The organism is Faecalicatena sp. (assembly GCF_058819085.1).
In genome coordinates, this window is the sequence record NZ_JBZUUL010000040.1 from 38,661 (window position 1) to 56,423 (window position 17,763).

Below are 17,763 nucleotides of genomic sequence, written 5' to 3' on the forward strand. Positions count from 1 at the left end.
AACCTCCTGTGAAATCAATCCTCTATTTGCAGATAAAATAAAGCAGTTATATAACGGTAAGCTTAAGCATTCGCGCAGGCCTCATCCGTCTCATCATCTTTTTTCTTAATGCAGACACGCATATCCTTTGTTGTTACACAGATGACCTTGTCAAATACCATCAGCATAGACGGCAGAATGAAGATGACTGTGAACATACTGACGATCGCGCCTCGTGCCATCAGGGTACAGAGTGCGGAAATCATATCGATATCGGAGTAAAGACCGACACCAAAGGTCGCCGCAAAGAATCCCAGTGCAGAGACGATGACGGAGCTGACAGAGGCAGAAAGTGCGATCCGTATGGATTCCTTTTTTGACTTTCCTTTACAGCGTTCCTTTTTATATCTGGTCGTCATCAGGATCGCATAATCCACGGTTGCTCCCAGCTGGATGGTTCCGATGACAATGGATGCGATAAACGGCATCTTGGTTCCCGTGAAGTAAGGGATTCCCAGGTTGATGAAGATTGCAAACTCAATGACGGATACAAGAATGACCGGCAGTGAGATGGATTTAAATACAATCGCTATAATAATGAAGATCGCGATAATGGAAATCGCACTTACTACCTTGAAATCCTTGTCTGTAATGGTGATCAGGTCCTTAGTACATGGTGCCTCCCCGATCAGCATGGCAGAAGGATCGTATTTCTTAATGATGTTATTAAGCGTAGTACACTGTTTGTTGACCTCATTGGTGGCAACCTTATACTCCGACTGTACCAGGATCAGCTGCCAGTCTCCCTCCTTGAGTGTCTCTGTCAATTCAGAAGGGATCACATCCCGCGGGACTGCAGAGCCTAACAGGCTGTCAAGCCCAAGTGCGAATTTCACTCCCTTCACGTCAGACATGTCATTTAGCATGGCTTTTGCATCTTTAGGCGGCAGATCCGCGTTTGCAAGTACCATATGCGTGGCGTTCATGTCAAATTCATCAGCCAGCTTTTCATTGGCTTTGATGCTTTCCAGATATTTTGGAAGTGTGGCATCCAGGTTATAGTAGACCTCTGCTTTGCTGTAGCCCCATAGAGCAGGGACGAGCAGTACGATAAATACCAGTACGAAAGCTTTAAAATGTTTGGTAATGAACTTTGCCGGCCGTTCCATGCTTGGTATGAGAGAGCGGTGTGTTGTCTTCTGGATCAGCTTATCAAAGATCAGGATAAAGGATGGCAGGATCGTAATACAGCTGATCACACCGAATATCACTCCCTTAGCCATCACGATCCCCAAGTCTTTTCCAAGTGTAAAGCTCATGAAGCACAGTGCGATGAATCCGGCAACTGTGGTAACAGAGCTTCCGACAACGGAGGAAAATGTATTAGAGATCGCATGTGCCATTGCCCGTTCTTTATCTCCCGGAAATCTCTGCTGGTTCTCCTGATAGCTGTGCCACAGGAAAATAGAGTAGTCCATCGTAACACCCAGCTGCAGTACTGCACTCAGCGCTTTTGTTATATAGGAGATCTCTCCCAGGAAGTAGTTGCTTCCCATATTATATAGGATCGCCATTCCGATACTCAGCATGAAGAATACGGGAAGGATCCAGCAGTCCATAAATACGGAGAGCACGATACAGCTGAGAATGACTGCGATCAATACATAGATCGGTGTCTCCTTCTCGGACAGCATCTTGATATCGGTCACGACGGCAGACATGCTGCTTAAGTAACATTGCTTATTGGTCACACTGCGGATCTCAGTGATTGCATCCATGGTACTGTCTGCCGAAGTCGTGTCATCGAAGAAGATCGCCATCAAGGTCGCATCGTCTGTCTTAAACACATCCTTCAACTTATCGGGAAGAACATCGATGGGCATGGAAAGGTCTGCGATAGAGTCGTACCAGATGACATCTGCAACTCCGTCAACATTTTCGATCTTTTCCTTGACAGCAGCAACGTCTTTGTTGTTCATCCCCTCGACAACCTCCATTGCAAAGGCGCCCTTGCCGAAATCCTTCATCAGGATATCCTGCCCCTTCATCGTATCAATATGATCGGGCAGATAATAAAGTATGTCGTAATTCACTCTGGTCTTAAGAAATCCCAAAGCCGATGGTATCAGAAGTAAAATGCCGAGTATCAGGATCACGACCCGATACTTCACTATTTTCTTACCTGCTTTAACCATGTGTAATGCCTCCCTTTTCCATTTTTGTTATTGAAGCCGTAATAATGTAAAAATCACGTCTTTTAATATTTATGACCTTTAGTCAGTTTTAAGACTAAATGTAATATACAGCAAAAATGACCATAAGTCAATAATTTTTGAGAAAAAAGTTGACTTTGGGTCATTTTGAAATTATAATAAAGAAAATTAAGTCGAGAGAGTGAGGAAAACGATGGGAAAAGTTGATGATAATAAGCAGCAGAAATTAGAGTCACTGTTCAAAAGTGCATATGACTTGTTCCTGACGCAGGGAATTTCCAAGACATCAATCCATGACATCGTACAAAAAGCAGGAGTAGCGAAGGGAACCTTCTATCTATATTTCAAGGATAAGTATGAGATACGGGACAGGCTCATAGCCAAGACCGCAGGTCGGCTGTTCATGTCAGCCCATGATGCATTGGAGAAAGCACAGATTCCTGAGTTTGAGGACAAGATCATCTTTATCGTGGATTATGTGCTGGATGAGATGGGGAAGAACAAGCAGATACTTAAGTTTATCTCCAAGAACTTAAGCTGGGGGATCTTCCGCCAGGCGATCACGAAGAATGAGGCGGATGCAGACGTAGATGTGATGGGATATTTCTATAGATTAGTCAAGGATAATCCGGATGTAAAATTAAAGGCACCGGAGACAATGCTGTTTTTGATCATAGAGCTGGCAAGCTCCACTTCATACAGCACTATTTTGGAAAATGATCCGATCAGCTACGAGGAACTAAAGCCTTACCTGAACGAAAGTATTCGGGCAATCATTAGAAATCATGTAGTCACATAGGAATAGAGGCATAATATAACGAGATGCCCGACAATGGACCAGGGACGTAAGCCCAAAAGGCTTACGTCCCTGATTTCTAACTGATCAAGAATTCCCGGATGGATCGGCTATTTATAGTCCGCGAATACAATATATAGGATGATGTCTTCCTTCTATAACATTATTTTATCAAAACGGATGACAGCAGTGACACCGCCGTCAACGGGCTCTTTTCATTTACAAATAGGATACTGGCCGTTATAATAATTGGAAAGACAATGCAGAATGTTTTTGATATTCTAACAGACTAATCGGAGGTGCAAAATGGAAAACAAACGTGTAAAATGGGGTGTCCTTGGAACGGCCGGTATCGCATGGGAGCAGACCATACCGGGGATGAAAAAGGCATATAACTGTGAATTATACGCCATTGCAGGCAGAAACCCGGAAAAAGTGAAGAAATTCCAGGAGGAATTTGGTTTTGAGAAAGCCTATGATTCCTACGAGGCCCTTCTTGAAGACGAGCAGGTGGAGGCAGTATATATTCCCCTTCCGAACCAGCTTCATAAGGAATGGGCAGTGAAGGCAGCAAGAAAGAAGAAACATATCCTGTGCGAAAAGCCTCTGGCACCGACTGCGGCAGAAGTGAAGGAATTGGTGCAGATATGTGAACAGGAGGGGGGACTTTTGATGGAAGCCTTTGCCTATCTGCACAGTGATGCGACAAAGGAGATCCTGGACAAGGTACATAATAAGGTGATAGGCGAGCCCTTATTCATGGAGTCCTGCTTTTTTACTCCGAGCTATGGACAGGAGAATATACGGATGCGTAAAGAGACCTTTGGCGGGGGAACGTATGATCTCGGATGCTATAATATTAGTCTGATTTTAAGTGTATTTAAGGAAATGCCGTGCCAGGTCAGGGCAGCAGGCGGATTTATGGAGAATGGTGTGGATGATTTTTCATCGGCATATCTGGTGTTCCCGTCCGGTGCAAAGGCCAGTGCAAGACAGGGGCTGTGTTCCCCGCAGCGGGCAGACCGGTATTTTATATATGGTACAGACGGCACGCTTGAGGCGCCGATCCGGTTCAACCAAGAGGGGGAATGCACTTATTATATCCACAAAGATGGAAACACGGAGACCTTCTCTTTATCTGTGAAGAGCAATTATCAATTGGAAACAGAACAGTTTGGGCGCTGCATCATGGAGGGGGAGAAGCCCTGGGTGTCAAATGAGTTTTCGATTCAGACTGCTGAGACGTTGGATCAGGTGCTTAAAGAGATCGGGTATTAGAGATACATGCAGAATCAAAAGAAGTTCAGTGAAATGAGGATGTCCTCTCACTGGACTTCTTTTGTTTTGTAAAAAATATTTATAATTGGATAATCCATGTTTTTGCTTTGATATTCTATCCAAACGAAAACATATATATGATATCGTAAGTGTATCGAAAGGAACATAAGGACATATTCAAGGCTTCATCAAGGAGGGTAATTATGAATGCAGAGGAACTTAGAGAGATCGCGGACCGTTTGAGAATGACGGCAGTCGATATGGTATACAGGGGAAAAGACGGTCATCCCGGACCAGCGCTGTCTATTGCAGACATTGTAGCGGTTCTGTATTTTGATAAAATGAAAATCGATCCTAATGATCCTGATTGGGAGGAGAGAGACAGATTCATACTTTCAAAGGGACATGCCTGTCCGATCTATTATGCAGCACTTTCGGAAAAGGGGTACTTTGGTGATAAAATAGAGGACTTCCATTTAAGGGAATTAGGAAGCAGATTTCAGGGACATCCAGTCATGAATAAGACGAAAGGTGTTGATATGACATCAGGGTCTTTGGGAAATGGGATTTCAATAGGCAGCGGCATGGCGCTGGCCGGAAAGTATAGAAAGAAAGACTACGATGTGTATGTGATTACCGGGGACGGAGAATTGCAGGAGGGAGTTTGCTGGGAAGGAATCAATACAGCGGCAGCTCACAAATTGGATAACCTGATAGTTTTTGTTGATAAAAATGGCTGGCAGAGCGGCGGCACAGTGGAGGGGACAATTGGTTCCAATAACATCAAGGAAAGATTTGAAGCATTTCAATGGCATGCCCAGGAGATAGACGGTCACAGCATCGAGGAAATTCAGCAGGCAGTCGAGAAAGCAAAAGCGGCAAAGGGCAGGCCAAGTGTTATCGTCTGTGATTGTATCAAGGGCAGAGGAGTTTCTTTTATGGAAAACAACAATGCGTGGCATAAAGGGGTTCCGACAGAGGAGGAATATAAAATTGCGGCAGAAGCTTTGGGAGGTGTGAAATAATGGCAGAGTTTAAAGGAACAAGGGAAGCATTTGCACAGGCAGTCATGGAACTTGCCAAACAGGACGACAGGGTCATGTTTGTTTCACCAGACTCTTTAAAAGCAATGCGTGCGGTAAAATTTGCAGAGTGCTTTCCGGATGAATATGTAGAAGTCGGAATATCGGAGCAAAATGCAGTTGATGTGGCAGCAGGCCTTGCGGCTTCCGGTCTGGTTCCGTTTGTAGCAACATATGGTGGATTCCTGACAATGAGAGCATGTGAGCAGATGAGGACCTTTGTTGCATATCCTAATTTGAATGTCAAGTTTGTTGGAATTAACTCCGGTCTTTTAGGTGGAGAGCGCGAAGGAGTGACCCATCAGTTTTATGAAGATATAGGGATTCTTTCTAATATCCCTAACTTTACAATCTTAACGCCGGCGGATGGGAATCAGGCATATCATGCAGTGAAGATGGCTTACGAGATCAGCGGACCGGTCTATGTGAGAGCTGGAAGCGGAAGGGAGAAGGATGTATATCCTGAAAGTGCTCCGTTTAGCAGAGAGGGAATCACGGTTTTAAAAAGGTATGGAAATGATGCATTACTTCTATCAAACGGATTTGTTTTAGACAGGGTTCTTGAGGCTGCCGAGGTACTAAAGGAGCAGGGGATTTTTGTCACAGTGGGGGATGTCAATATCCTTTATGGAAAGAATCCGGAGGCTGTCATCAGGAAAATCTCAGCGAGTGAAAGGATTGTCACGGTTGAGGACCATAATATCAACGGAGGCATGGGTTCATACATCAGTAAACTTTCTGTGGAGAATGCTCCGAAAAGAATTGTGAGGCTGGGGTTGAATACATTCGGAGAATCTGGGCCTGCCAAGGAGCTTGCAGACGCTTATGGGTTATCTGTAGATAATATTGTAGAAACAGTAAAATATATGGAGAAATAAAATAAAGGCGGAAGAAAGGAATAAGAAAGATGGGGAAAATAGTAGTAAGTGTGATAGGTGCAGGGGGAAAGATGGGAACAAGAACAAGCAATAACCTGGCTCAAAAGCCGGAAAATTTTGAATTGCTGATGGTGGAAGCTTCCCCGGAGGGAATCCTGAGTATCAAAGAAAGAGGCTTTGAGCCAGTCAGTGCTGAGGAAGCACTGGAAAAATCAGATGTTGTTGTCTTTGCAGTGCCTGATACCTTGATCGGGAAGCTGTCAAAAGTCTATGTACCGCAACTGAAACCGGGCAGCGGGTTTATCATCTTGGATCCGGCTGCAGCAGTAGCAAAGGAACTGACACTGCGTGAGGACTGTACCTTTGCTGTGGCACATCCCTGTCATCCATCCTATTTCTTAGATCAGGATACATATGAAGCACGTCAGGACCGGTTCGGCGGACTGGGAGGAAAGCAGGATATTGTTATGTCAAAGATTCTGGGAGATGACGAGCGCTTCGTACAGTGCATAGAGGTTGCAAAACAGATGTATGCCCCGGTGGAGCATGCCTATGTGATGACATCAGAACAGATAGCGTTTTTGGAGCCGACTTTAGTTGAACTGCTGGGAGCAACCTGTCTGTATGCTATGGCTGAGACTGTAGATGAGGCAGAGAAGAGAGGCATTAAAAGAGAAGCGGCAGTATCTTTCCTGACAGGCCATATTTATAATCTGTCTGCGAATTTCCTGGGCTATATTCCAGGTAATCCTCCGGTTTCAGATGCGTGTAAGGTGGCAATCGGCCTGGGGAACAGATTAGTCATGAGAGAAGATTGGAAACAGATTTGGGAGAATGAGGTCCTTGATAAAGTGATCGCAACAATGCTGCATCCGGAAGACCCGCAGATCTGACAGGAGGGGAAGAATGAAAATTGTAGTATTAGATGGATATACATTGAATCCAGGAGATTTGAGCTGGGCACCTCTGGAGAAGCTTGGAGAATGTACAGTTTATGACAGAACTCCTTTGAATGATACCCATGAAATCATTCGAAGGATCGGGGATGCTGATATTGTTTTTACGAATAAAACACCGTTGTCTGCCGAGGTTTTTGAAGCATGTCCGGGTATTTGCTATGTGGGAGTACTGGCAACCGGTTATAACGTAGTGGATATTGAGGAGGCAGGGAGAAGGGAAATACCAGTCGTTAATATACCATCCTATGGGTCAGCGGCAGTGGGGCAGTTTGCAATTGCACTATTATTGGAAATCTGTCATCATATCGGACATCATAATCAAGCAGTGCAGGAAGGAAGATGGGAACAGAACCCAGACTGGTGTTTCTGGGATTATCCACTGATTGAGCTGGATCATAAGACAATGGGAATCATAGGATACGGCCGGATCGGCCAGATGACAGGCCGGATTGCACAGGCGCTGGGGATGGAGGTACTGGCATGTGATTCGTTTCAAGATCCCGGGCTGGAAAATGAACACTGCCGTTATGCCGAACTGGAGGAAGTGTTGGAAAAGTCCGATGTAATAGCACTGCACTGTCCCTTATTTCCTGAGACAGAAGGTTTGATCAACCGGGAATCTATCCGGAGGATGAAGGATGGAGTTATCATCCTGAACAACTCCAGAGGCCCGTTGATTGTGGAAAAAGATCTTGCGGAAGCTCTTGTCTGTGGAAAAGTAGCAGCAGCCGGACTGGACGTTGTTTCAAGTGAACCGATAAAGGCAGATAATCCACTCCTAAAAGCCCCGAATTGTATTATAACGCCCCATATTTCCTGGGCACCGCGGGAAGCCAGAGAACGGCTGCTTCACATAGCTGCAGAGAATCTTCAGAGTTATATGGATGGGAAGCCTGTGAATGTCGTAAACCTGCAGACAGCTTCCTAGAAAAGCGGAGGAGAAAACTTGATTGAGATAACAGAAGTTCTGATTAACTATCAGAATGCTCCCACCGGGATTGAACGCATAGAACAGATCGGCTGGAAACTCTGCTCAGACAGGAGAGGAGTAAAACAGGAGGCCTACCAGATACAAATAGCAGGAGAGTCAGGATATGGGGAAATTTTGTTCGATACCAAGAGGAAAGAAAGCGGAGAGTCTGCTCATATTTCCCTGGAGGGGAAAGAGATACATCTGGAATCTTCCCAACGATACTATATCCGTGTTCGTGTATGGACGAAGGATCAAGAATGCAGTGAATGGAAAGAAAGCAGCTTTGTAACCGGGATTCTGAACCGGGATGAATGGAAGGCGAAATTCATTACAGCAGAGGATGTGTATAAAAGTGCAGAAAGCCGTGCCTATTATTTTCGAAGAGAATTCCAGATCTATAAAGAAATCAAAGAAGCATTTGTGCATGCAACAGCACTTGGACTTTACCATTTTTATATCAACGGAAAGAAGATCGGGGAGGATGAGTTCACTCCAGGCTGGACCTCTTATCATAAACATCTTTTATATCAGACATATGAAATTACAGAATATCTAAAAGCCGGAATTAATACGGCAGCTTCGATGGCAGGCGCAGGATGGTATAAAGGGGATGTGGGATCTTTAAGAGTGCGGAACCACTATGGAAAAAGAACCTCTTTCATGTGTCAGATAGAAGTCCTATATTATGACGGCAGCAGAGACAGATTTTGGACAGACTCAAATTGGAAAAGCAGCCAAAGTCCAGTCCTTTTTTCCGAAATATATGATGGAGAACTTTACGATGCCAGGCTGGAATGTAGAGGCTGGAATCAGAGCGGTTTTGATGACCGGCAGTGGAATGAGGTCTCAATCATTGAGGTTCCCAATGAGATTCTTACAGTACAGGGGAGCTGCCGTGTGGGAAATAGAGCAGAGATGTCTGCAAAGAGGATTTTCTGTACTCCGCAGGGCGATACGGTAATTGATTTTGGGCAGAATCTGACAGGATGGATTTCATTCAGGATTCAAGGAAAACGGGGCGATAAGATAGAACTGAATTGTTTTGAAACGCTGGATGCAGAAGGGAATGTCTATCTGGAGAATTTGCGGACAGCAAAACAGACAGTTACTTATATATGCAGCGGAGAGGAGACAGGATGGTTCCATCCTCATTTTTCCTTCCAGGGATTTCAGTATGCTAAGGTTGCTTCCTATCCGGGAAAACCGGTGATCGAAGATTTTACAGCATGTGTACTTTATTCAGACATGAAAGAAACCGGAAAGTTTACCTGCTCCAACCCGGATCTGAACCAGCTCTACCATAACATTGTTTGGGGAATGAACGGAAACTTTCTGGACGTCCCCACAGACTGTCCGCAGAGAGATGAGAGACTGGGCTGGACAGGAGATGCACAGATTTTCTGCAGGACGGCCACATATCTGAAGGATACCTACACGTTTTACAGTAAGTGGCTGCGTGACCTTGAGGCGGATCAGACTTACGAAGGAGGGGTGCCCCATGTAGTACCTGATATCTGGACAGGAAAGCCGGTACAGGGAAAGATTTTTGAGAAAGGGACACATTCTGCGGCAGCATGGGCAGATGCAGCGGTCATCATTCCGTGGACTCTCTATCTGATGTATGGGGATACTGCTGTGATACGGCGTCAGTATCAAAGTATGAAGGCCTGGATTGAGTTCATGAGGAAGCATTCCGATCATAATATCTGGAACTATAAATTACAGTTTGGCGATTGGGTCGCATTGGATGCAGAGGAGGGCAGTTATTATGGAGCGACTCCGAATGATCTGACCTGTACGGCCTATTATGCATATTCTACGAAGCTATTCTCAAAAATGGCAGGTGTGATCGGGGAGAAAGGAGATGAAAAAAAATACACCCGACTTTATGAGGAGATAAAGGACACCTATCAGAAAACATTTCTGGATCAGGAGGGCAGACTCATGGTCAGGACTCAGACTGCTCATATTATTTCTCTTTATTTCGGCCTGCTTCCGGCAGAAGCTATAGGCAGGGCAGCAGAGGATTTGGCAGCACTTTTAAAAAAGGAGAAAGGGCATTTAGTTACTGGATTTGTAGGAACACCATATTTCTGCCATGCATTAAGTCAAAATGGATATACAAAAGAAGCGTATGAGCTGCTTCTAAAGGAAGATTTTCCTTCCTGGCTGTATCAGGTCAAACAGGGGGCAACTACGATATGGGAGCACTGGGATGGAAAACGCCCGGATGGTACGATGTGGAGTCCGGCGATGAATTCATTTAACCACTATGCATATGGTGCCGTGGGAGAGTGGCTGTACAGAGCCATGGCAGGGCTAGAGGCTTCAGAAGAAGACCCGGGATTTCATACGATCATCATCCGGCCGCATATTGGAGGCGCGCTTACACATGTGAGCGCTTCCTATGACAGTATATATGGCAAAATCTGTTCCGGCTGGCAGGTCCGTGGAAACTGCGTCACCCTAAAGGTGGAGATACCGTGTAATACAAACGGGGTCATCTGTATCCGTGATGTAAAAGTATTGAAACACACTGATGGACTTGTGTTTGAAAAGGAAGATGAGATATATCGGGCAGAAGCAGGATCGGGTATTTACCAGATCATATATGTGATTTGATGGTTTATTTAAAATGGTTATATTTACCAGTCTTATTAAAAAAGGTACATGTTAGTATGATATTAACACTCAGGAGGAAAATGGTATGAAAAAAAGAGTAGTAGCAGTATTCATGAGCGCAGTATTTGCAACAGGTTTGATAGCGGGATGTTCAGGCTCAGGAGGTACGAACGGAGAGGAGACGAAAGGGAAAGACAAGGATATTACAGAACTGTCTCTTTTGGTGGACACGGCAAATGCATCGACGGCTGGATTCGAGGCAGTAGCTAAGCTTGCAGAGGAAAAGCTGGGAATCAGGGTGAATGTTGAGACAAGACCGGGAGGAACAGAAGGCGACAATATAGTAAAGACAAGACTGGCCTCCGGGGATATGGCTGACTTATGTGTCTATAACTCCGGCTCCCTATTAAATGCAATCAATCCTAAAGAATATTTTATTGATATATCAGGAGAGGAATTTGCGGACCGTTTGGATGATTCATACAAAGAAGCCGTCTCAGTAGGGGACGGGGTCTACGGAGTTCCATATCAGTCCTCACAGGCAGAGGCGGTTATGTACAGCAAATCGATGTATGAAAAGTATAAGCTGGATGTTCCGAAAACGTGGGATGAATTTATGGCAAACTGTGATGTACTCAAAGAGGCTGGTGAGACAGCTATACTGGGAACCTTCGGTGATGCTTGGACCGCACAGATTCCGTTTTTAGGAGACGCTTATAATTTAATAACGAACGCACCGGACTTCGCAGAAAAGTTTGATGCAGGGGAAGCAAAATGGGCGACAACACCGGAGGCATTGAGAAGCTTTGAGAAATTAGCAGATACTACACCATACTATAACGAAGATTACCTGGCAACGACATACGATGATGGGTGCGACATGATGGCAAATGGAGAGGCAGGACATTGGTTCATTCTTTCTAAGGCGCTGACAAATATCTATGATCTTTACGGAGATAAGGTCAATGATATCGGCATTTTCGGAGTTCCGGGAGATGATGCAGCTAATAATGGGATCACCCTCTGGTATCCGGTAGCGATCTATGGTAATAAAAACAGTGAAAAACAAGAGGCTATTTTAGATTTCATGGAATTCTATATCTCTGATGAAGCACTTGATGCATATACAGAAGCGGCACTTCCGGCAGGTCCATATTGTGTGAAAGGTTATGACCTCCCATCAGAATCCTATGATGCAGTGGCGCAGGATATCCAGTCTTATCTTGATTCAGGAAAGACTGCGCCGGCATTGGAATACATCAGCCAGGTGAAGGGCGCAGACTGTCCAACAATCTGCCAGGAATTAGGATCAGGACAGACAACGGCAAAGGAAGCAGCCGAGAAATATGATAAAGACTGTGAGAAGCAGGCAACACAACTGGGGCTTAAATGGTAGAAAAATGCGGGGGTGCGCTTCATAGCATGCCCCCAGGTATTTTATGAAATACGGAGGGTGGATATGAACAGGAAAAAAATATATTCTAATTGGTTTATGGTGCCGGCTATGGCTGTATTTACAATATTCTTCCTTCTGCCAATGGTAATATCGCTGTTCTTCAGCCTGACGGTATGGGATTTTCATAGTTTTACGTTCTGTGGACTCGATAATTTTAAAACGTTTTTTTCAGATTCATCACTTTACAGTTCCATTAAAAATACCATGATCTATGCGGTTCTTACTTGCGTTCTGAAATTGGTCCTTGCATTCTTCCTTGCAGTGTTTTTGACAAGCAGGATCAAGACGAAGAATTTTCTGCGTTCAGTTGTATTTTTTCCGAATCTGATCAGTACAGTTGCGGTAGGAATTACCTTCTGCGCGCTGATGCATCCATCCAAAGGTTTGATCAATCGTGTGATAGAGCTGTTTGGAGGGAATGGGATGGACTGGCTGGGGAACACCCACACAGCACTGTATGCTGTCATTCTGACAGATGTATGGAAAGGCGTAGGTGTGGCGACTGTGATTTTCATAGCAGGCATGCAGTCTATTGATAAGACCTTCTATGAGGCGGCGTCCATTGACGGAGCCGGGGCTTGGCAGAGTCTGAGGGCAATCACAGTTCCCCTTTCCCGTCCGGCGATGAATTCGGTCATTATCCTATCCTTTATTGGGGGGCTCAGGACATTTGAACTGATCTGGGCGATGACCGGAGGGGGCCCTGGATATGCGACAGAGGTGATGGCATCTACCGTATATAAGCAGTATGCAGCTGGATATTATGGGTTATCCACGGCAGGGAATGTTATCATGTTTATCCTGATCGCGGTACTGGCGTTTCCGCTGCAAAAGTTTCTGCTGAGCAAGGAGGTGGACTGATTTATGAAAAAGAGAAAAAGACTTTACATATTAGGAGATGCAGCCGGACTTCTGGCAGCAGCAGTTTTCTTTATCGTACCGTTTGCTTTTATGCTGATCAATGCATTGAAGGAGCGCAGAGAAGCAAATCTACTGAATATTAGTCTGCCGGAGAACGCACATATTGAGAATTTTCTGCAGGTATTCCAGGCAAACAATTACCAGATCATCACGGCATTTAAAAACAGCGGGATGCTGGTCATTGGTTCGGTCCTTATCCTGATCATTGTTGGTTCCATGGGTGGATATGTTATTCAGAGACGAAAAGACAGGACAATGGGAGTATGTAATGCTTTGATTATGACCGGCTTGATGGTTCCGGCGGCCATTCTTCCCACAATTTGGGTATTGCAGCGGATTCATTTATATAAAACATTAACAGGCATGATTCTTATAGAAGCAGCATTGCATATTCCGTTTACAGTGATGCTTTACCGGGGGTTCATGAGCTCTATTCCGGTAGAACTGGAAGAAGCAGGGTATATCGATGGATGTTCAGGCTGGAAGATATTTACGAAGATCATTTTTCCATTGTTAAAGCCGGTGACATCTACGGTAATCATCCTGAATGCAGTCACTATATTCAATGATTTTACCAATCCACTGTATTTTCTTCCGGGAGCAGAAAATGCAACAGTTCAGCTGACGCTTTATAATTTTATGGGCCAGTATGCAAGTTCCTATAATCTTCTGTTTGCAGATGTGATCTTGATTACGGTTCCGATGCTGATACTATTCATCTTCTTTAATAAGCGGATTGTAGATGGGATGGTAGCGGGGGCAGTAAAAGGTTAGTATCAAAAGACGGTGTGAGCCGTCTTTTAGTTGTATCAAAAAATCTGTTTGGGCATTTGACATCGGATTAAGCCTGCCTGTGTTATAATATTTCTGTGGTGGATAAAAGGGAAGGGTCTAAAAAATGAAATTTCAAAAGAAGATCATTGTTGTGTACATGCTCTTTTCTGTTGTAGTGACCGTAATCTTCGGAAGCGTGTACTATGTTTTAAATGTACGGCAGTATAAGGAGAGAGAGTATACGAATATCAGTACAGTTTCTAAAGTGAAGCTTCAGCAGATGGAGAGCCTGCTTTCAGGGATGGAAGGTGTTATTACCTATTTTTTGTCTGATGTCGATATCCTGGATGCCCTTCAGGAATTTGCTGTTTTAGATGCTGATACCTATGAAGAAATGTATTTCCATGATGCATCTGCAGCAATCCGGACAAAACTGTCCACATATTATTTAATGGATGAGTATTACCGTGCAATTGTGTTCAATGAAAATAAAAATGTGATATCTAATACAAATTATACAGGTATGTCTCCTGCTATTAATGCGACGTATAAAAACTATCCATGGAAAGAAAAGGTAAGTAATAAAGGCGGAAAAGACGTTATAATCGGGCTTCATGAAGATGACTGGGGAAGTAAGAAGAAACCATATGTAATTTCTGTTGTGAAGGAAATCCAGGGGATGCAGATGGGGTATGTCGAAATCCAGCAGAGTAAAGAAAAGCTAGATCAGATGTTTGCTGATAAGGAAGAAAATGTTACCTATCTGTTTATAACTAAAGAGGGAGAGCTCCTATACTCTGCAGATGAAAGTATAGCGGTTGACAGGTATCTGGAACAGATGGAAGGAGATATCCAGGGGATAAAGGAAATTAAAAATGAAGATGGGAAAAAGGTATTGTGTTTAAAGCAGGAGTCGGAAAGTCAGGATATAGTATTGCTTACAATTGCGAATGTAAACATTGGAGAGAGCGCGGCAAAAGCATCGCTTCCTGTCAGCATTCTACTCTTAGTTGGCCTTCTGGGATTATCCCTTGGCTATGTGTATCTTACATCCCGGCAGTTGACAAGACCGATCAGACAGCTGCAGAGATTCATGGAAACAACACATTTGGATAATATAGAAGCGGAGATTCCTGAGAAAATCTCGAATGACGAAATTGAGTCTCTATATGTGGCATACAAAGAGGTGTTAGACCGTTTGAATGAGTCTATGCTGAAAGAAAAGAGAATGTCACTCTTGCAGCTTCAGGCCCAATTCGATCTGCTGCAGGCGCAGGTTAATCCTCATTTCATATATAATGTTTTGAATGTGATATCAAACAGAGGTGTCTTATCAGACGATGAAGTTATCTGTGATATCTGTAAAGAGCTTGCCGAAATGCTGCGTTACGCAACCAATACAAAGGATAAATATGCTGCTGTGAAGAATGAGATTGAATATATGGAGTCGTATTTGAAATTGTTAAAGTATCGGTATGACTATAAGTTAAGATATGAGATTGATGTGGATCCAGGTATCAGTGACAGAATGCTTCCTAAAATCGTGCTGCAGCAGATCGTGGAAAATGCAGCGGTTCATGGATACAGACAAAGTGCTGATGTGATAGAGGTAACAGTGACAGGATATCGTGGAGAACACGAATGGTTTATTAGAGTACATGATAACGGCAGCGGTATATCTAAGGAGCGGCTGCAGGAAATCATGGATTCTGTCGAATCAGTCAGGAATAAACTGACATATGACCGCAGTAATGTAGAACTTGAGATAGGCGGGATGGGATTGGTGAACATATATGCAAGACTTTACATGCTATATAAGGAATCATTGATCTTCAGAATTGAGTCGGCAGAATCAGGCGGGACGGATGTGATCATTGGTGTGAAGGAGTGTGGAACGGATGTATAAAATATTAGTAGTAGATGATGAGCCAATAGGTTTGAACCATGTCTGTATGATATTAGAGAAAAAATGTCCTCAGTTTGAAATTGCCTGGACAGCACAGAATGGGGCGGAGGCCTTGGAGCTGATCCGTAAAGACCAGCCAGATATATTGATCACGGATATCCGGATGCCGATCATGGATGGGATTGCATTGGTATCTCAGGTAAAGAAAGAGTTCCCTGAAATCCTGTCTGTAATCGTCAGTGGTTACTCGGAGTTTGAGTATGCCAAAAGTGCACTGCGCTCCGGTGTGTGTGATTATCTGCTCAAACCTCTGGTTCCGTCGGACATGATGGCCTTGATGGAAAGGATGGAGGTCCGGCTGAACAGCTTTTACCATGAGAAAAGGACACAGATACTGCGGTCCCTATGCCACAAGGAAGAGGTGGATGATAAGGTGAAATTGAAGCGGTATTTTTCATCAGAAGTATACTACGCTGTCATCTTCCGATGGAATGGACTGCCAAGTCGATTCATAAAGAAGCATGGTGTCGAGATTTTCTCCATGGAAGAGGAAAAGATATATCTTTACGGCCGGGATGAGATGGAGGCATTATATCTGATTCCTCAGGAAGTCCTGTTTCAGTGTACATTCCCAGAGTTTGCAGAAAAATTGTTCCGCCGGGAACAAAAGCAAAAACGAGGGTCCTATGTGACAGGCGTGTTCTGTGAAAATGGAATTTTGATCAGCCAACTGCCGGATCTTGCAGAAAAACTTTACAGGAAGCTGGACGAATCACTTATCACAGGAAAAAATCAGCTGATTGGGCTTAGCACTAATATTCCGGCTGTGCACGTAAGCGAGGAAGAAAAACATACATTGGATCATGTGGAACACCTGATTCGCTGCAGAGATTACGAGAGGATTTCAGAAGAACTCAACAATGTCTTTGCTGTGTGGAAAGAGGAGGCCAGAAGTCAGTTATATATGGAGTCAGAAATCAAATACATCCTGCGCCTTCTCCAAAATGTCCGCCCATTAGAAATAAAGTCTGCGGAAATAGAGTATATGTTAGATGATGCGTTTTATTATGCGGCAGACATGAGCGAATTGGGAAACAGCCTCGTCCTTTTGATAAAGCAGTGTATTCCTAATATAAAAAAGGAAAGTATTGATGATAAGGAGCAATTATTCCGTTTCATTTTAGCTTATTTAGATACACATATCAGGGAACCACTGACTCTGGGGGAAATCTGCCGGAAATTTGGCGTGTCACAGACCTCTTTGAGCAGGATGTTCCGAATATATAAAGAGACTTCTTTTACAAACTATCTGACAGAAATACGGATAGATCAGGCAAAACGTATGATGCAGCAGGAACCATCTGCATTTGTGAAGGATATCGCGGGACGTGTCGGATATTCTGATCAGTTTTATTTTAGCCGTATCTTTAGATCCGTCACAGGAGTATGCCCGAAGGAGTTTATGGAAAGGGCAATGTGATTAGTCATGACTGCTCTTACAAAAAAGGAATATAAGAAAAAGGCTTGACTTCCACGCTCCGCCTATGGTACAATGCTCTAGCGAATGGAAGTAGGTCTTTTTTTTATGCCTAAAATTAGATGGCTTCGCAACCATCATGTAACACGTAGTGAATAAGAAAAAAGCGAGGTGGAAGTTGTGCGCACAAGAATCACATTGGAATGTACAGAATGCAAACATCGTAACTACAACATGACAAAGGATAAGAAAACACATCCTGAGCGCATGGAGACTAAGAAGTACTGTAAGTTCTGTAAATCACACACACTGCACAAAGAGACGAAATAGTCGTTGGAAGGAAGTGGATGTCATGGGTGAGAAAACAGCCAAAACTCAGAAGAAGAGCTGGTTCAAAGGGCTTCAGGCAGAGTTTAAGAAAGTCATTTGGCCAGACAAGAAAACACTTG

General features: G+C 44.0%; 15 protein-coding genes. 14 read left to right on the top strand and 1 reads right to left on the bottom strand.

Going from position 1 to position 17,763, the window contains the following annotated elements; genetic code table 11:
• Positions 1-62 precede the first annotated feature (62 nt).
• Positions 63-2,174, bottom strand: a complete 2,112-nt coding sequence (locus tag AC4OGX_RS18955) for an efflux RND transporter permease subunit (RefSeq protein WP_493332291.1) — start codon at positions 2,172-2,174, stop codon at positions 63-65.
• Positions 2,175-2,385: 211 nt separating this feature from the next.
• Between AC4OGX_RS18955 and AC4OGX_RS18960 the strand changes: the two genes are divergently transcribed.
• The 14 genes from AC4OGX_RS18960 to AC4OGX_RS19025 all read left to right on the top strand — a co-directional run.
• A complete protein-coding gene (locus AC4OGX_RS18960; RefSeq protein WP_493332292.1) occupies positions 2,386-2,991 on the top strand; it encodes a TetR/AcrR family transcriptional regulator in 606 nt (201 codons plus the stop codon).
• Between the two features lie 303 nt (positions 2,992-3,294).
• Positions 3,295-4,266 carry a Gfo/Idh/MocA family protein gene (locus tag AC4OGX_RS18965; protein ID WP_493332293.1) on the top strand — a complete coding sequence of 324 codons (972 nt, stop codon included), beginning with the start codon at positions 3,295-3,297 and terminating at the stop codon, positions 4,264-4,266.
• 203 nt (positions 4,267-4,469) lie between these two features.
• Positions 4,470-5,291: a transketolase gene (locus AC4OGX_RS18970; protein ID WP_493332295.1), complete on the top strand. Its 822-nt coding sequence runs from the start codon at positions 4,470-4,472 to the stop codon at positions 5,289-5,291.
• Positions 5,291-6,226, top strand: coding sequence for a transketolase family protein (locus AC4OGX_RS18975; RefSeq protein WP_493332296.1), 936 nt, complete (start codon positions 5,291-5,293; stop codon positions 6,224-6,226). The genes AC4OGX_RS18970 and AC4OGX_RS18975 overlap by 1 nt, the downstream gene beginning before the upstream one ends.
• Positions 6,227-6,255: 29 nt before the next feature.
• Complete coding sequence (locus tag AC4OGX_RS18980; RefSeq protein WP_493332297.1) at positions 6,256-7,119, top strand: phosphogluconate dehydrogenase C-terminal domain-containing protein; 864 nt, start codon at positions 6,256-6,258, stop codon at positions 7,117-7,119.
• 13 nt (positions 7,120-7,132) lie between these two features.
• Positions 7,133-8,113, top strand: coding sequence for a D-2-hydroxyacid dehydrogenase (locus tag AC4OGX_RS18985; protein ID WP_493332298.1), 981 nt, complete (start codon positions 7,133-7,135; stop codon positions 8,111-8,113).
• Positions 8,114-8,131: 18 nt separating this feature from the next.
• Positions 8,132-10,780 carry a family 78 glycoside hydrolase catalytic domain gene (locus tag AC4OGX_RS18990; protein ID WP_493332299.1) on the top strand — a complete coding sequence of 883 codons (2,649 nt, stop codon included), beginning with the start codon at positions 8,132-8,134 and terminating at the stop codon, positions 10,778-10,780.
• A gap of 85 nt (positions 10,781-10,865) precedes the next feature.
• Complete coding sequence (locus tag AC4OGX_RS18995; RefSeq protein WP_493332300.1) at positions 10,866-12,176, top strand: ABC transporter substrate-binding protein; 1,311 nt, start codon at positions 10,866-10,868, stop codon at positions 12,174-12,176.
• A 63-nt stretch (positions 12,177-12,239) separates the two neighbouring features.
• Positions 12,240-13,097, top strand: a complete 858-nt coding sequence (locus AC4OGX_RS19000; RefSeq protein ID WP_493332301.1) for a carbohydrate ABC transporter permease — start codon at positions 12,240-12,242, stop codon at positions 13,095-13,097.
• Positions 13,098-13,100: 3 nt separating this feature from the next.
• The gene (locus tag AC4OGX_RS19005) at positions 13,101-13,931 is read left to right on the top strand and encodes a carbohydrate ABC transporter permease (protein WP_493332302.1); all 831 of its coding nucleotides are present in this window, start codon (positions 13,101-13,103) and stop codon (positions 13,929-13,931) included.
• Positions 13,932-14,055: 124 nt separating this feature from the next.
• Positions 14,056-15,837, top strand: coding sequence for a sensor histidine kinase (locus AC4OGX_RS19010; protein WP_493332303.1), 1,782 nt, complete (start codon positions 14,056-14,058; stop codon positions 15,835-15,837).
• On the top strand, positions 15,830-17,317 hold the full coding sequence (locus AC4OGX_RS19015) for a response regulator transcription factor (protein ID WP_493332305.1): 1,488 nt from the start codon (positions 15,830-15,832) through the stop codon (positions 17,315-17,317). The genes AC4OGX_RS19010 and AC4OGX_RS19015 overlap by 8 nt, the downstream gene beginning before the upstream one ends.
• 177 nt (positions 17,318-17,494) lie before the next feature.
• Positions 17,495-17,644: a 50S ribosomal protein L33 gene (gene rpmG / locus AC4OGX_RS19020; RefSeq protein ID WP_109732732.1), complete on the top strand. Its 150-nt coding sequence runs from the start codon at positions 17,495-17,497 to the stop codon at positions 17,642-17,644.
• Between the two features lie 22 nt (positions 17,645-17,666).
• The coding region (locus tag AC4OGX_RS19025; protein ID WP_493332312.1) for a preprotein translocase subunit SecE at positions 17,667-17,763 on the top strand (97 nt) is incomplete at its 3' end.

Excerpts from the sequence above, each read along its gene's own strand:
- AC4OGX_RS19005 (WP_493332302.1), top strand. The coding sequence starts at position 13,101 with ATGAAAAAGAGAAAAAGACTTTACATATTAGGAGATGCAGCCGGACTT.
- AC4OGX_RS19015 (WP_493332305.1), top strand. The coding sequence starts at position 15,830 with ATGTATAAAATATTAGTAGTAGATGATGAGCCAATAGGTTTGAACCAT.
- AC4OGX_RS18955 (WP_493332291.1), bottom strand. The coding sequence starts at position 2,174 with ATGGTTAAAGCAGGTAAGAAAATAGTGAAGTATCGGGTCGTGATCCTG.
- AC4OGX_RS19010 (WP_493332303.1), top strand. The coding sequence starts at position 14,056 with ATGAAATTTCAAAAGAAGATCATTGTTGTGTACATGCTCTTTTCTGTT.
- AC4OGX_RS18975 (WP_493332296.1), top strand. The coding sequence starts at position 5,291 with ATGGCAGAGTTTAAAGGAACAAGGGAAGCATTTGCACAGGCAGTCATG.
- AC4OGX_RS18965 (WP_493332293.1), top strand. The coding sequence starts at position 3,295 with ATGGAAAACAAACGTGTAAAATGGGGTGTCCTTGGAACGGCCGGTATC.
- AC4OGX_RS18980 (WP_493332297.1), top strand. The coding sequence starts at position 6,256 with ATGGGGAAAATAGTAGTAAGTGTGATAGGTGCAGGGGGAAAGATGGGA.
- AC4OGX_RS18970 (WP_493332295.1), top strand. The coding sequence starts at position 4,470 with ATGAATGCAGAGGAACTTAGAGAGATCGCGGACCGTTTGAGAATGACG.
- AC4OGX_RS18960 (WP_493332292.1), top strand. The coding sequence starts at position 2,386 with ATGGGAAAAGTTGATGATAATAAGCAGCAGAAATTAGAGTCACTGTTC.
- AC4OGX_RS19000 (WP_493332301.1), top strand. The coding sequence starts at position 12,240 with ATGAACAGGAAAAAAATATATTCTAATTGGTTTATGGTGCCGGCTATG.
- AC4OGX_RS18995 (WP_493332300.1), top strand. The coding sequence starts at position 10,866 with ATGAAAAAAAGAGTAGTAGCAGTATTCATGAGCGCAGTATTTGCAACA.
- AC4OGX_RS18985 (WP_493332298.1), top strand. The coding sequence starts at position 7,133 with ATGAAAATTGTAGTATTAGATGGATATACATTGAATCCAGGAGATTTG.